Source organism: Microbispora sp. KK1-11 (assembly GCF_006874435.1).
Taxonomy (GTDB): domain Bacteria; phylum Actinomycetota; class Actinomycetes; order Streptosporangiales; family Streptosporangiaceae; genus Microbispora; species Microbispora catharanthi.
Map to the genome: position 1 here is coordinate 261221 of NZ_VIRJ01000008.1, position 14303 is coordinate 275523.

The window sequence follows — 14303 nt, forward strand, 5'->3', positions numbered from 1 at the left end:
TTCGATGGAGATGGCAACGTGCAACGCGTCGTAAATCGCGGCCCTGGAAACGGCTAACGATCTTCATCGTTGGGCAGAACGTCGGCACATACCTTGCGTTCTGGGAGAGTTGCGCGATGGCCTGGTCGCAGGACGAAGAGCGGATGCTGGCGATGATCGAGCGGCACCTCACCGACGAGGACCCGAAGCTTGCGGCCAGGCTCGAGTCGTTCAACCACCGTGCGGGGCGCGGGCGGCAGGGGCGGGGGACGGGCCGCCACCGGCCGGGCCGCTCCACTGTGATCATCGCGGTGAGCTGGCTGCTCATCGCCACGTTGATCGCGACCCTGCTGGTCATGGCCCTGCGGCACGACGCCGCCGCTCTCCCGGTTTAGCGGCGCTCGGAATCCCGCCGAGCACGCCCACCCCTCGCCGATCGCGCCGGGGGCGATCGGTTGATCATGCCCGTCATCCGCCGGACCGGCCGGGCTCCCTCAGGACGGAGGGCGCGGTCTCGGCCAGGCGGTCGGCGAGGAAACGCTGTTCCGGCTCGGTCTGCGCGAGATCGAGCGCCCGGCGATAGGCGTGGTGAGCCTCGGCGTCGCGGCCGGCGCGACGCAGGAACTCCGCGCGGGTGGAGTGGAAGTACCGGTAGTGGCCGAGGTCGAGGCGGTCGAGGATGGCCAGGCCGGCCTCGGGCCCGTCGATCTCGGCCACGGCGACGGCCCGGTTCATCTCGACGATCGACGAGCGGGTCTGCCTGGCGAGCGTCTGGTAGAGCGCGGCGATCTGCCGCCAGTCGCGGGGCTCCTGCAGGTAGAGGTCGGCGATGGCCCCCTGGACCAGGTAGGGCCCGGTGCGCCCGCGTGCCGTGGCCCGTCGCAGCAGCGCCCGGCCCTCGTCGATCTGCCGCGCGTCCCACAGAGCGCGGTCCTGCTCGTCGAGGGGGACGATCCGCCCGTCGCGCAGGCGGGCGGCCTTGCGCGCGTCGTGCAGCAGCATCAGCGCCAGCAGCGCGAGCACTTCAGGTTCGTCCGGCAGCAGAGCGGCGAGCGCCCGGCCGAGGTGGATCGCCTCCGCGGCGAGGTCGACGCGGCCGCCGCCCCAGCCCTGGTTGAAGATCAGGTAGATCACGGCGAGTACGGCCGCCAGCCGGTCGGGCAGCCGGTGATCGGGCGGCACGGCGAACGGGATGCCCGCGTCGCGGATCTTGTGTTTGGCCCTGGTCAGCCGCTTGCTCATGGTCTCGAACGGGACGAGGAACGCCAGCGCGATCTCGTCGGTGGACAGGCCGCCGAGGGTGCGCAGGGTGAGCGCCACCTGCGCGTCGAGGGCGAGCGCCGGGTGACAGCAGGTGAAGATCAGCTCCAGCCGCTCGTCCGGGATGGTGGCGGCGTCGTCCACGAGGACCTCCGGTGGCTGTGGCCCGGTCTCGATGTCGCGGGTGAGCAGCGTCGTCTTACCGGCCAGGACCTGCCTGCGGCGCAGGTGGTCGAGGGCGCGGTTGCGTGCGGTCGTGATGAGCCAGCCGGTGGGGTTGGCCGGTTCCCCGTCGCGTGGCCAGCGTTCGGCGGCGATGGCGAACGCTTCGGCGGCCGCGTCCTCGGCCAGTTCGATGTCGCCGAGGATCCCGACCAAAGTGGCCAGCACGCGACCCCACTGCTCGCGGAAGACGGCGTCAAGCGCCACGGAAGCGTCCGTCGAGGATGGGCCGCACCTCGATCGCGGTGCCGGGTCTGGTCGTCCGGAGCAGTTCCGCGGCGGTGGCGAGTGCCCCGTCGAGGTCGTCGGCCTCGATCAGGATCAGGCCGGCGAGGTACTCCTTGCTGTCGATGAACGGCCCGTCGGTCAGCAGCATCCGTCCTTCGTCGTTGCGCAGCGTCGTCGCCGACTCGTCTGCGTGGAGCCGCGTCCAGCCGGTGACGTCCGGCCGGTCGAGCAGGGGAGCGAGAGCATCTGAAATCGGGCGCGTTGCCCGGTCTGTGGTCTCCGCCGGGCTGTAGGCCAGCAACGCGTACTGCATGGGTCCTCCGGTCGGGGGTCGACATCGCGTCAAGTATCAGACGAACAGCGTCGCCGTGGACGGACAGCGACCGCCGACGGAATTTTTCCGGCGGGCGTGTCCGTCCGGCGCCCGGCCGTTCGTCACTGCTGCAGATCCGCCCGACAGATCCGCCCGGCAGGGCCGGTTCAACCGCTGGGACTGAACACAGGCCAGGCAAGCCCGGCCCGCAGAACTCCCGCCCACAGAACGAGGAGAATCGATGACCACCGAACCCACGCCCAGCCCGGACACCGCCAGGCTCGAGCGCACCTACGACGCTCCGGCGGAGCTCGTCTGGGAGCTGTTGACCACCGCCGCCGGCCTCGAGGAGTGGTGGGTCCCCGACGGTTTCGAGATCCGGGTGAGCGAGCTCGAGCTCAGGCCGGGCGGCCGGTTGCGGTACATCATGACCGCGACCGCGCCGGAACAGGTGGCGTTCATGCGGAACACCGGCAACCCACTCTCTGCCGAGTTCCACAAGACGTTCACCGAGGTCGCGTCGCCGACCCGCCTCTCCTATCTGTCACTGATCGACTTCGTGCCCGGTCACGAGCCGTACGAGCACCTGACGACCATCGACATCGAGCCCGCAGGTGACCGCACGAACCTGGTCATGACGCTCGATCCCCTCCACGACGAGACCTGGACGCGGCAGCACCGCGCCCATCGCGGCAACGAGCTCGACAACCTTCAGGCGGCGATCAGGCGACGCGCACTCTGATCGCCCATGCCCGGCGAACGAGACGCGGCGCCGCCCCGGTCACGGCAGTGGCGGTGCCACGACAGGGCTGCACCCTCGCCCCCCGGTCGAGCGCCGCGGCCGCCAGACTGACCTGAGCCGGCCTGACCTCAGGACAGGGACTTGAGGAAGTGCGCGGCGACCGGGGCGGCCACCTCGCCGCCCATGCCGCCGGCCTCCACGACGACGGCGAAGGCCAGGTCGCCGCGGAAGCCCATGAACCAGGCGTGCGAGTCGAGTTCGGGCCCGGTGCCGAACTCGGCGGTCCCGGTCTTGCCCGCCGTGCCCGCGGGCAGCCCGGCGGCGTGGGCGGTGCCCTTGGTGACGACCGCCCGCATCATCGACCGCAGGCTCTTGACGACCCCCTCCGGCAGCTTCTTGGGGTCGGTCTTCTGCTCCAGAGAGGGCACCAGCGTGGGCGGCCGCCAGGAGCCGTCGGCCACCGCCGCGGCCACGCTGGCGATCACCAGCGGGCTCGCGGTGATCCTGGCCTGCCCGAACGACTCCGCGGCGAGTTCGGCGTCGCTGGCGGCCTTCGGCATGCTGCCGGGGGTCGCCGGGACGCCGATGCGCAGGGGCTGGTTGAAGCCCAGGTCCGTCGCCAGGTCGTACAGCTTGCGCGCACCCAGCTTCTGGGCGGCGAGCGGGGCGAACGTCGTGTTGCACGAGTGGGCGTAGGAGTCGAGGAACGACAGCGACCCGAACGCCTCGTGGTCGGAGTTGCGGATCTTCAGCCCGCCGACGACCGCCTCCTTGGGGCAGGTCACCCGGCTCGACGGGGTCAGTCCCTCGGCCAGCAGCCCGGCGGCCGTGACCGTCTTGAACGTGGATCCGGGGGCGTACTTGCCGTCCAGCGCGCGGTTGAAGCCGCCCCTGTTGTTCACGACGGCGAGGATCTCGCCCGTCGAGGGTTTGACGGCGACGAGCGAGGTGGGCTTGTCCAGGTCGCGCACCGCGTCGGCGGCGGCCTTCTGCACCTTCAGGTCGAGGCTGGTCCGCAGGTCCTTGCCGGGGGAGCCCTTGACGCTGTGCAGGGTCTTCCGGCTCCCGCCCACCACCTGGATCTCTGTGGTGGGGGTGCCCGCGAGCTGCTTCTGGAACGTCTCCTGCAGGCCGCCGCGGCCCACGGCGTCGCCCTTCTTGTAGGCGGTGCCCAGCTTCTCGACGTCCTTGTCCGTCGCCTTGTCCAGGAAACCGACGAGCTGCTGCACCGAGCCGCCCACGTCGCCGCCGTCGATGCGGTCGCCGTTGGCGTCGGTGACGGCCGCCCGCTGCGGCCACGACGTCTTCAGCGCCAGGTGGTTGGTCCCGTCGAGCGCGGGGTGGACCGCGGACGGCGACCAGTCGACCTTCCAGTAGTGGTCCTTGACCACGAGCTTGAGCGAGCCCTTGTAGGTCCAGTCGCCGACGTTCTTCACCGTGGCGGTGGCGGTGTAGGAGGCCGTCGCCCGGTCGTCCTTCGCCGCCCCGGCCCGTACGTCGCGGACGGCGACCTTCGCCACTGCGAGGTTCTTGGTGAGCTCGGCGTACGCCGCGTCGAAGCCGGCGGCGGGTGAGGCGAGCTCGGCCTTCATCGCCGCGAGGTCGCCCCTCGACCAGGCCGCGGTGAACCGCGCCGCGGTCTCCTGCGGCGTGCCGCGCGTGTGCAGCACGTAGTAGGCGCCCCCGGCGGCCGCCCCGGCCAGAACGACGGCCACGGCGGCCGAGATCGCGACGGTACGTCCTCGCGGCACGCGCACCCCCAATGACGGCCCTGTGGTCGGGTTCAGAGCCTAGCGGGGCCAAATCGTTATTTACACTCCGGCTTCGCCGGCCTCCTTGACGCTGGCGCCGTACCGGGGGACGTACTCCTGGCCGGACAGGCGCTGGATCGCGGCCATGACCTCGTCGGTCACCCTCCGCCGGTCCCTGGCGCTGCCCGGGTCGCCGGTGAAGGTCATCGGCTCGCCGAACCGCACGCCGATGCTGTGCAGGCGCGGCACCGAGGTGCCGGGCGGCAGCACCTTCTCGGTGCCGAGCATGGCGACGGGCACGACCGGGGCTCCGGTGGTCAGCGTGAGCCAGGCCACGCCGACCTTCCCCCGATACAGCCGGCCGTCGGGGGAGCGGGTGCCCTCGGGATAGATGCCGAACAACTCGCCCGCCTTCAGGACCTCCACCGCGGCGTCGAGCATGTCCTGGGCGGCGGAGACGTTCTCCCGGTCGATCTCCATCGCCCCCATCGCGCGCATCCACGCCGCGACGACGGGGTTGCCGGTGAAGTACTCCTTCTTCGCCACGAACCGCACCATGCGCGGCACCACCGCCGGCATGAAGAACGAGTCGAGCACGGACAGGTGGTTGGAGGCGATGATCGCGGGCCCGTGCGCGGGGACGTGCTCGCGTCCCTCCATCCGCGGCCGCCACAGCGCGTGCATGACGGGAACGCTGACGAACTTCAGGGCGGGGTAGAGCACGGCCTCTCCTTCTCCGGTCCGACGGACATACCCTAGGCCGCCCGGACCCCTGTTCAGGTGTATGCCCCCTGCAACACACCGCCTCGTGTTTTGTACGGCTTCACCAACGCTTCTTTGTACCTACTAGTATGTACGGCATGAGCACCCCGGACCGCCTGATCGAGAGCACCCGCGAACTGCTGTGGGAACGCGGCTACGTCGGAACCAGCCCGCGGGCCATCCAGCAGCGGGCGGGAGCCGGTCAGGGCAGCATGTATCACCACTTCTCCGGCAAGCCCGACCTCGCGCTGGCCGCGATCGGCCGTACGGCGGAGGAGATGCGCGCCGGGGTGGAGGAGATCCTGGACGGCCCGGGCACGGCCCTTGAGCGTGTGTCGGCCTACCTGCGGCGCGAGCGGGAGGTGCTGCGGGGCTGCCCGATCGGCCGGCTCACCCAGGACCCCGACGTCATGGCCGATCCGGCGCTGCGGCGGCCGGTGGAGGAGACGTTCACGTGGCTGCGCGACCGGCTCGCGGCGGTGCTGGCCGAGGGACGCGACCGGGGCGAACTCGACGCCGGTCTCCAACCCGGGCCGACCGCCGCGACGGTCGTGGCGGTGCTGCAGGGCGGATACGTCCTGGCCCGCGCGGCCGGCTCGCCCGAGCCGTTCCACCAGGCCGTCGACGGCGTGCTCGCCCTGCTGTCCCGCCCCTGACCCACCCGAAGAGGCCGCCGTGTACGCGATGCAGTACGAGATCACCCTGCCCGCCGACTACGACATGACGATCATCCGGGAGCGGGTGGCCACCCGCGGCCACGCCCTCGACGACCGGGCCGGGCTCGGCCTCAAGGCCTACCTGATCCGCGAGCGGGGCGCCGCCGGGTCGCCGGTCAACCAGTACGCGCCGTTCTACCTCTGGCACGAGGCCGGGAGGATGGGCGAGTTCCTGGTCGGCGGGGGCGGCTTCCAGGGCATCGTCGGCGACTTCGGACGGCCGGTCGTACAGCACTGGACGGGCCTGGCCGTCGAGGCCGGCCCGGCACGGGGGACGGCGCCTGTCGCGGCGTCGCGGCGGCTGACGCCGATGCCCGCCTCGGCCGACCTGACCGAGCAGGTGGCCGGCGCCCTCGCCGAGCTGCGTGATCTGGGCGGCGCCGCGGGCCTGCACACCGCCGCCCTCGCCGTCGACCCGCACCACTGGCGGTTGCTGACGTTCGCGCTGTGGGAGCGGGAGGCGCCCCGCCATGAAGGAGCCGAGCACTACGAGGTGCTGCACCTGTCCGCCCCCGGCCTGGCGAGCCTGCCGCGAGGCCGAGCCTGGTGAAAAGACACGGCGCCCCGCGAGAACGAGTCTCGCGGGGCGCCCACGTCGAGGGCCGATGTGGCGGTCGCCTCCTCGGCGAGATGCACAACACGGCTCCAGCCGAACGGTATTCCGTGAAGGCGGTGATTGCGGCCCGGGGGACACAAACCACATCGGCCACGAATGACTCTAGCCGACTTCCGCCTCTGCTTTCTCCCGCCCCCCGCATCGGTGTCCGTCATCAGCGGCCAAAGCCTGGGTGCACTATCGTCGGCGGGTGACGAATTCGATCAAGACAGAACGGCTCGTGCTGCGGCGCTGGCGCGAGGAGGACAAGGAGCCCTTCGCCGTCCTGAACGCCGATCCGGTCGTCATGGAGCACTTCCCGGCCACGCTCTCCCGGGAGGAGAGCGACGCGCTCGCCGAGCGTATCGACGCCCGCTTCGACGAGCGCGGGTTCGGCTTGTGGGCGGTCGAGGCGGACGGCGTGTTCATCGGCTTCACGGGGCTGTCGGTCCCCAGGTTCACCGCCCACTTCACGCCGTGCGTGGAGATCGGCTGGCGGCTCGCCCGCTCCGCCTGGGGCCGGGGGTACGCCACGGAGGCGGCGCGGGCGTCGCTGGAGGACGGGTTCGGCCGGGTCGGCCTGACCGAGGTCGTCTCGTTCACGGCGGTGCCGAACGTCCGCTCGCAGGCGGTCATGCGGCGGCTCGGGATGACGCACGACCCCGCGGAGGACTTCGACCACCCGGTGCTCCCGGAGGGGCACCCGCTGCGCCGCCACGTCCTGTATCGAATCCGGAGACAGGGGTGAGCGGCATGCGGTTGCTGGTGCTGGGCGGCACGACGTTCGTCGGCCGGTGGGTGGTCACGGCGGCGCTGGAGCGCGGCTGGCACGTCACGACGTTCACTCGCGGGCTCGCCGGGTGGGCCCACCCCGGGGCCGAGGCGGTGACCGGCGACAGGCTCCGCCCGGCCGACCTGGCCCCGCTCGCCGAGGGCCGGTGGGACGCCGTGGTGGACACCTGGGCCGGCGCGCCCCGGGTCGTGCGCGACAGCGCCCGCGCGCTGGCCGGGTGCGCGGGCAGGTATGTGTACGTCTCCAGCAGGGCGGTGTACGCGCCCCCGACGCCGGCCGGCCTGAACGAGGACTGGCCCACGGTCGAGGCGTCGCCGGACGCCGAGGACACCGACTACGCCCCCAACAAGCGGGGCGGCGAGATCGCCGTGGAGGAGGCGTTCGGCGACCGCGCCGTACTGGCCAGGGCCGGGCTGATCCTCGGGCCGTACGAGGACCAGGGACGGCTGCCGCACTGGCTGCTGCGGGCCGCGCGGGGCGGGGAGATGCTCGCCCCCGGCCCGGCCGGCCAGCCGTTCCGCTACGTGGACGTGCGCGACCTCGCCGCCTGGCTTCTCGACGCGGCCGAGGGCGGCGTGCCGGGCCCGGTCAACCTGGTCAACCCGGAGGGGCACACCACGACCCGTGACCTGCTGGAGTCCGCGGTCGCGGTCACCGGCGGGCTCGCCGAGCCGGTCTGGGTCGAGCCCGAGGCGATCGAGGCCGCGGGGATCGACCGGTGGGCGGCGCTGCCGGGATGGATTCCGCCAGGTCCCGAGCAGGCCGGGCTCATCCACACCGACGTCGGCCGGGCCATGTCCACCGGGCTGCGGTGCCGTCCGGTGGTGGAGACCGTCGCCGACACCTGGGCGTGGCTGACCGGGTCGGGCGAGATCCCCGAGTTCCCGCCCGGGCTCGACCCCGCCGAGGAGCGGGCCCTCATCGACGCCTGGCGTCGGTCGGCGCCATGACGCCATGACGTTCGCGCCGCCGTGTGACGCTCAGACGGCGGCCGTCAGGTCGCGGATCGCCCGCAGCACCTCCTCGGCCCGCTCGACGTGCAGGTGCTGGTGGGAGGCGCCGTCGACCACGCGCTGCTCTCCTCTGGGCACCGAGCGGGCGATCGCCGCGTGCAGGGCGCGCACCCCGTCGTGCGCCTCACGCATCACCTCCTCCGGCATGAACTTCGCCCAGTAGGGGTTCACACCGCCCGCGGTCAGCACGATCAGCGGGACGTCGGGCAGCGGCCCGCCGTCGCGCAGCTCGCCGTAGACCTCGGTCTCGAAGTTCTCCGTCTCCCGCAGGCTCGTCCGCCACGACGTCAGGTGGTGGCCGATCAGCACCTCGCGTACCGGCGCGGGCCACTCGGCGTACAGGCGGCCGTACGCCTCGCGGGCGGCCTGGCGCTGCTCGTCGGTCAGCTCCGGCAGCCGCGCCGGGTCGGGCCGCATCCGCTCGGCCAGCTCGGCGGCCTGTGCCGGCATGTGGTCGAGGATGTCCTCGTGGCCGGGGTCGACCAGGAGGAGACCGGCGACCTCGCCCGGGAAGAGCTGGGCGTACCGGCGCGCGTAGAAGGCGCCGAGGGAGTGGCCGACCAGGAGGAACGGGCCCGGAACCGCCGCGGCTCGCAGGAGGTCGCGCAGTTCGACGGCGACCTCGGCCGCGCGGCGGGGGAGGGGCGCGGACGTGCTCCAGCCCGTGCCGGCGCGGTCGTACAGCACGCTCGTGGTGAAGGCGGCGGCGCCCTCCTGCACGTTCAGGAAGTCGAGGCCCACCAGGCCCGCGCCCGGCAGGAACACCACGCTCGGCCCGCCCGAACCCGAGCGGTGCAGCATCAGCCGCCGTTCTCCGACGTCGTACAGGCGCCCCAGTGGCGGGGCCGTTGTCTCCGATGACGCTCGTCCCATGCCGCCCTCTCCCACAATGATCGTTCGCATTTCTGCGAACGGTAGCACACGTGCGATCATTCGGACCATGGACGTTATGGAGGTGCTCGCGCACCCGGTGCGGCTGCGCGTCGTGCAGGCTCTCGCCGGCGGGCGGGTTCTCACGACGTCGCAGCTGTGCGAGCGCATATCGGACGTGCACAAGGCGACCGTCTACCGCCACGTCCGGGCGCTCGCCGACGCCGGCGTGCTGGAGGTGGACGGCGAGCACCGCGTGCGCGGCGCGGTGGAACGGCGCTACCGGCTCCGTGAGCGCGTGGTGATCGACGCCGGCACCGTGGCGGCGATGTCGCCCGAGGACCACCGGCGCACCTTCGCCACGGCGATGGCCGCGCTGATCTCCGAGTTCGACGCCTACCTCGGTCTGGACGGAGCCGATCCGGTGGCCGACGAGGTGGGCTACCGGCAGCACGTGCTGTGGCTGAGCCGGGAGGAACGCGCCGAGATGATCGAGGAGTTGCGTGCGGTGATCGTCGCGCGGATGAGGAACGAGTCCGCGCCGCACCGCAGGCGGCACCTGCTCAGCCCGATCCTGTTCCCGGTCGAGACGCCCCCGCCGGACGCCGGGGCGTGACCGGCCTCGGCGACGTCGCGCTGCTGGCCGCCGCCGGTGCGCTCGCCGGGCTGGTCGGCACCGCCGGCGGCATCACGTCCCTCATCTCCTATCCGGCCCTGCTCGCGGCGGGCCTGCCCGCCCTCGCGGCCAACGTGGCCAACATCGTCGCGCTCGTCGCCTGCTGGCCCGGCTCGGCCCTGGCCTCGCAGCCCGAGCTACGTGGGAAGGCGCCGTGGCTGCGGCGGTGGGTGCCGCTGTCGGCGCTCGGCGGTGCGGCGGGGTCGGCGTTGCTGCTGTCCACCCCGCCCGGTGTCTTCGCCCGCGTCGTGCCGTTCCTCGTGGCCGCGGGTTCGCTGGCGCTGCTCGCGCAGCCCCGCCTCGCCGTACGCCACGAGCGGCGCGGTTCACCTGACGTCGTTCTTCCGCTCGGGCTGACCGCTCTGTCGGTCTACAACGGATATTTCGGCGCGGGGTCGGGGGTGATGATCCTCGCCCTCCTCCTGGTGACCGCCGAGCCGCGGCTGCCCGCCGCGAACGCCCTGAAGAACATGCTCCTCGGCGCCGGAGCCCTGGTCTCCGCCGCCGGATTCGCCGTCTTCGGGCCCGTCGACTGGGCCGCCGTCGCGCCTCTCGCCGCGGGCCTGTTCGCCGGGTCCACGCTCGGTCCCCGGGTCACCCGGCGCCTGCCGGCCGGGCTGCTGCGCTGGCTGGTCGCCCTGATCGGCCTCGGCCTGGCGGTCCGCCTGTGGGTCGCACCGGGCGCCTGACCGCCGACGGCGTACGTCCAGGCGCCCGTACCGGATGGGGGCGCGTGCCGCCGCCGTGGAGGTTACGCGTACGCGGGTGATGGAGGCGTCGGCCGCGCTGTGGAGGCGGCGCTGGTACGACGACGTCACGCTGCAGCACGTCGCCGACGAGGCGGGGGTGTCGGTGCAGACGATCGTCAATCATTTCGGCGGCGAGGCCCGCACGCCGATAGGAGCGCTCGCGCGGCTGAGGGACCGCATCGTCTGCGGCCTCGCGGCCGATTACGCCCGGGACACGCTTGCGGAGTTGCGTGCCCGCCCGGCCGACGTGCTGATTGCCGAGCACATGCTGCTCGGCGCGCTCACCGCCGGCGCGGCCGCCGGGGGTTCCCGTGGTCTCGCTGGTGACGACCCTTTATCGACCCACGGCTCGACGACCCGGCCGTGGACCCCGCGACGGTCCGCGCGCCCGGCGACGTCCTGGTCACCGCGGCCGCCCGCACACCATTGCGCTGCGCCACGCCGCGGTGACGATCACGCACGCCGGCCACGGGACGGCCGTCAAATCCCTGGCCGCCGGGTCCCCCTGGTCTGCGTGCCGCTCGGGCGCGACCAGATCGAGGTGGCACGGCATGTCGAACTCGCCGGCGCGGGGATCACCGTGAGCAGGAACGCCTCACCCCGCACGCCCGTCGGCCGCATCCTCGCGTCTTCCATCGGGCACGCGCGCCGACCGGCCGAATGCGTTTGTCCGCCATCGAGGCGCCGCACTACCTTGCCGGTGTGGATCTCTTCGCGCACTCGTGGACGGCATTGCGCAGGGCGGTCGCCGAACTCCCTGACGAGGACTTCGCACAGCCGTCCGGCTGTGCGGGGTGGCTCGTGCGGGATCTGGTGTGTCATCTGGTGATCGACGCTCAGGACGTCCTGATCACCCTCGTGACCCCGGCGGAAACGGAACCGACGCGTGACGCGGTGACCTATTGGGAGGTCTCCGCGGCGCCGCCGACCGGCCACGATCCGCTCGACGCGCTGATCGTCCGGCTGGCCGCCGCCTACGAGGAGCCTCGGCTGCTCAAGTTCCACCTCGACGACGTCGGCTCCGCCGCGGGCCGCGCCGCCGGGCTCGCCGACCCGGGCCTGCGGGTCGGCACCCGCGGCGAGGTCCTCACCGCGGGCGACTACCTTTCGGCGTACGTCCTGGAGTGGACGCTGCACCACCTCGACCTGGTCGCGCATCTCCCGGGCGCGGCGCAACCGCCCCCCGAGGGGCTGGCCCGGTCCCGCGAGATGCTGGAGAAGATCGCCGGGAGCGCCTTTCCCGCGTCGTTCTCCGACACGGACGCGCTGCTGGTCGGCACGGGACGCCGCGCTCCGGCCGACGCGGAGAAGGCCGAGCTGGGCGAGCTCGCCGCGCGAATCCCATTCGTCCTCGGCTGATCGTCCGGCGTCATCCCGGCGGGTACGGCGTCCTCTTGGGCGGGCCCTGCGAGGCGTGCCGAGGAGCTGGTCGCGAGGCATTGGCCTGCGCGGCGTGGAGTTACGCGTACCTGCCGGGCACGGCGATCAGTTGCTCGTGGGTGCCGCGTTGGACGATGCGGCCCGAGTCGAGGGCATTGTTGTGAGTGCCGCCGCTTGACGATTTCCAGCCACGCATGCGATCCTGATTACGGGATAGAGGTTGACACTTCAGATACGCGTGGACATTCGTTTGCATTTCGCTTTATGATGCCCTTCCACGCTCGCCCTCGGCATCCCATTCCTCCACATCGGCTGAACTGTCGTCCGGCGTGCGCGTAGTCGGTCCGCGAGTCCTCGGAAGGACATCTGTTGGCAGCCTCGCCCCACCCTTTCGCCGTCCCGCCCGGTCCTCGCCGCGTCTCTTTCGCACGTATCGAGGAGCCGCTCGAAGTGCCCGACCTTCTCGCCCTGCAGACCGAGTCCTTCGACTGGCTGGTGGGCAACGAACGATGGAAGGGCCGGGTTGAGGCGGCTCGCCAGGCCGGGCGCAAGGACGTCCCGGCCCAGTCGGGTCTCGAAGAGATCTTCGAGGAGATCAGTCCCATCGAGGACTTCTCCGGAACCATGTCCCTGTCGTTCCGGGACCACAGGTTCGAGCCGCCCAAGTACTCGGTCGATGAGTGCAAAGACAAGGACATGACCTACTCCGCCCCGATGTTCGTCACGGCGGAGTTCATCAACAACGCCACAGGTGAGATCAAGAGCCAGACGGTGTTCATGGGCGACTTCCCGCTCATGACGTCGAAGGGCACCTTCATCGTCAACGGCACCGAGCGTGTCGTGGTCTCCCAGTTGGTCCGGTCGCCGGGCGTCTATTTCGATCGCAGCGTCGACAAGACGTCGGACAAGGAGCTCTACGGCGGCAAGGTCATCCCGTCCAGGGGAGCCTGGCTGGAGTTCGAGATCGACAAGCGCGACAGTGTCGGCGTGCGCGTCGACCGCAAGCGCAAGCAGCCGGTCACGGTGCTGCTGAAGGCGCTCGGCTGGACCAGTGACCAGATTCTGGAGCGTTTCGGTCAGTACGAGTCGATGCGGGCGACCCTGGAGAAGGACCACACCTCCGGCCAGGACGACGCGCTGCTGGACATCTACCGCAAGCTGCGTCCGGGCGAGCCGCCGACCCGGGAGTCGGCGCAGGCGCTGCTGGACAACCTGTACTTCAACCCGAAGCGCTACGACCTCGCCAAGGTCGGCCGTTACAAGATCAACAAGAAGCTGGGCGTCCAGGCCGACATCACTCAGGGCACGCTGACCGAGGACGACATCGTCGCCACCATCGAGTACATCGTGCGCCTGCACGCGGGTGAGGAGTCGATGCGAGGCGCCGGCAGTGAGGTCATCGTCGAGATCGACGACATCGACCACTTCGGCAACCGCCGTCTGCGCACGGTGGGCGAGCTGATCCAGAACCAGGTCCGCCTGGGCCTGGCCCGCATGGAGCGCGTCGTCCGCGAGCGCATGACGACGCAGGACGTCGAGGCGATCACGCCGCAGACCCTGATCAACATCCGCCCGGTCGTGGCGTCGATCAAGGAGTTCTTCGGCACCTCGCAGCTGTCGCAGTTCATGGACCACATCAACCCGCTGGCCGCCCTGACCCAGAAACGACGTCTGAACGCGCTGGGTCCGGGTGGTCTGTCGCGTGAGCGGGCCGGCTTCGAGGTCCGCGACGTGCACCCCTCGCATTACGGCCGGATGTGCCCGATCGAGTCGCCGGAAGGCCCGAACATCGGTCTGATCGGGTCGCTGGCCTCCTACGGGCGGGTCAACGCCTTCGGCTTCGTCGAGACGCCCTACCGGAAGGTCGTCGACGGCAAGGTGACCGACGAGATCGACTACCTGACCGCGGACGAGGAGGACCGGTACGTCAAGGCGCAGGCGAACACGGCCCTCAATCCCGACGGCTCGTTCGCCGAGCCTCGGGTCCTGGTGCGCACCAAGGGCGGTGAGACCGAGCTCGCCCGGGCCGAGGAGGTCGACTACATCGATGTGTCGCCGCGTCAGATGGTGTCGGTGGCGACCGCGATGATTCCGTTCCTGGAGCACGACGACGCCAACCGGGCGCTGATGGGTTCGAACATGCAGCGTCAGTCGGTGCCTTTGCTCAAGAGCGAGGCTCCGCTGGTCGGCACCGGCATGGAGTACCGCGCCGCGACCGACGCCGGTGATGTCATCACCGCCGAGAAGGCCGGTG

The 14303-nt window shown here is 71.4% G+C and carries 14 protein-coding genes and 2 pseudogenes; 11 read left to right on the forward strand and 5 right to left on the reverse strand.

What is annotated here, in order from left to right; genetic code table 11:
- Nucleotides 1-116: 116 nt before the first annotated feature.
- Nucleotides 117-374, forward strand: coding sequence for a DUF3040 domain-containing protein (locus FLW16_RS15025; RefSeq protein ID WP_142560615.1), 258 nt, complete (start codon nt 117-119; stop codon nt 372-374).
- Nucleotides 375-447: 73 nt separating this feature from the next.
- Here the strand turns inward: FLW16_RS15025 and FLW16_RS15030 are convergent, their stop codons facing one another.
- The gene (locus FLW16_RS15030) at nt 448-1668 is read right to left on the reverse strand and encodes an RNA polymerase sigma factor (RefSeq protein ID WP_142560616.1); all 1221 of its coding nucleotides are present in this window, start codon (nt 1666-1668) and stop codon (nt 448-450) included.
- Entirely contained in the window at nt 1658-2002 is a 345-nt protein-coding gene (locus tag FLW16_RS15035) for a YciI family protein (RefSeq protein WP_142560617.1), read from the reverse strand. The genes FLW16_RS15030 and FLW16_RS15035 overlap by 11 nt, the downstream gene beginning before the upstream one ends.
- 241 nt (nt 2003-2243) lie before the next feature.
- On the opposite strand from FLW16_RS15035, the gene FLW16_RS15040 reads away from it, so the two are divergent.
- On the forward strand, nt 2244-2744 hold the full coding sequence (locus FLW16_RS15040; RefSeq protein WP_142560618.1) for an SRPBCC domain-containing protein: 501 nt from the start codon (nt 2244-2246) through the stop codon (nt 2742-2744).
- A gap of 128 nt (nt 2745-2872) precedes the next feature.
- Here FLW16_RS15040 and FLW16_RS15045 read toward each other — a convergent pair whose 3' ends face one another.
- On the reverse strand, nt 2873-4495 hold the full coding sequence (locus tag FLW16_RS15045; protein WP_142560619.1) for a penicillin-binding transpeptidase domain-containing protein: 1623 nt from the start codon (nt 4493-4495) through the stop codon (nt 2873-2875).
- A gap of 60 nt (nt 4496-4555) precedes the next feature.
- Nucleotides 4556-5218, reverse strand: a complete 663-nt coding sequence (locus FLW16_RS15050; protein ID WP_260615280.1) for a 1-acyl-sn-glycerol-3-phosphate acyltransferase — start codon at nt 5216-5218, stop codon at nt 4556-4558.
- Between the two features lie 137 nt (nt 5219-5355).
- Between FLW16_RS15050 and FLW16_RS15055 the strand changes: the two genes are divergently transcribed.
- From FLW16_RS15055 to FLW16_RS15070, 4 genes are all read left to right on the forward strand, one after another.
- A complete protein-coding gene (locus FLW16_RS15055; RefSeq protein ID WP_142560620.1) occupies nt 5356-5913 on the forward strand; it encodes a TetR/AcrR family transcriptional regulator in 558 nt (185 codons plus the stop codon).
- A gap of 28 nt (nt 5914-5941) precedes the next feature.
- Nucleotides 5942-6523, forward strand: coding sequence for a DUF4865 family protein (locus FLW16_RS15060; protein WP_260615285.1), 582 nt, complete (start codon nt 5942-5944; stop codon nt 6521-6523).
- A gap of 256 nt (nt 6524-6779) precedes the next feature.
- Nucleotides 6780-7316, forward strand: coding sequence for a GNAT family N-acetyltransferase (locus FLW16_RS15065; RefSeq protein ID WP_260615281.1), 537 nt, complete (start codon nt 6780-6782; stop codon nt 7314-7316).
- 5 nt (nt 7317-7321) lie between these two features.
- On the forward strand, nt 7322-8311 hold the full coding sequence (locus FLW16_RS15070) for an NAD-dependent epimerase/dehydratase family protein (RefSeq protein ID WP_142560622.1): 990 nt from the start codon (nt 7322-7324) through the stop codon (nt 8309-8311).
- A gap of 30 nt (nt 8312-8341) precedes the next feature.
- Here the strand turns inward: FLW16_RS15070 and FLW16_RS15075 are convergent, their stop codons facing one another.
- Complete coding sequence (locus tag FLW16_RS15075) at nt 8342-9277, reverse strand: alpha/beta fold hydrolase (protein ID WP_221891077.1); 936 nt, start codon at nt 9275-9277, stop codon at nt 8342-8344.
- A 37-nt stretch (nt 9278-9314) separates the two neighbouring features.
- Here FLW16_RS15075 and FLW16_RS15080 point away from each other — a divergent pair, with 37 nt between their 5' ends.
- The 5 genes and pseudogenes from FLW16_RS15080 to FLW16_RS15100 form a co-directional block, all read left to right on the forward strand.
- Nucleotides 9315-9860, forward strand: a complete 546-nt coding sequence (locus FLW16_RS15080; protein WP_142560623.1) for a helix-turn-helix domain-containing protein — start codon at nt 9315-9317, stop codon at nt 9858-9860.
- On the forward strand, nt 9857-10609 hold the full coding sequence (locus tag FLW16_RS15085) for a sulfite exporter TauE/SafE family protein (RefSeq protein WP_142560624.1): 753 nt from the start codon (nt 9857-9859) through the stop codon (nt 10607-10609). Before FLW16_RS15080 ends, FLW16_RS15085 begins: the two co-directional genes overlap by 4 nt.
- Before the next feature lie 79 nt (nt 10610-10688).
- A pseudogene (locus tag FLW16_RS46185) lies at nt 10689-10787 on the forward strand (hypothetical protein); the annotation flags it as partial.
- Nucleotides 10788-11371: 584 nt separating this feature from the next.
- Complete coding sequence (locus FLW16_RS15095; RefSeq protein WP_142560626.1) at nt 11372-12028, forward strand: maleylpyruvate isomerase N-terminal domain-containing protein; 657 nt, start codon at nt 11372-11374, stop codon at nt 12026-12028.
- A gap of 390 nt (nt 12029-12418) precedes the next feature.
- Nucleotides 12419-14303 (forward strand): annotated as a pseudogene (locus FLW16_RS15100) (DNA-directed RNA polymerase subunit beta); the annotation flags it as partial.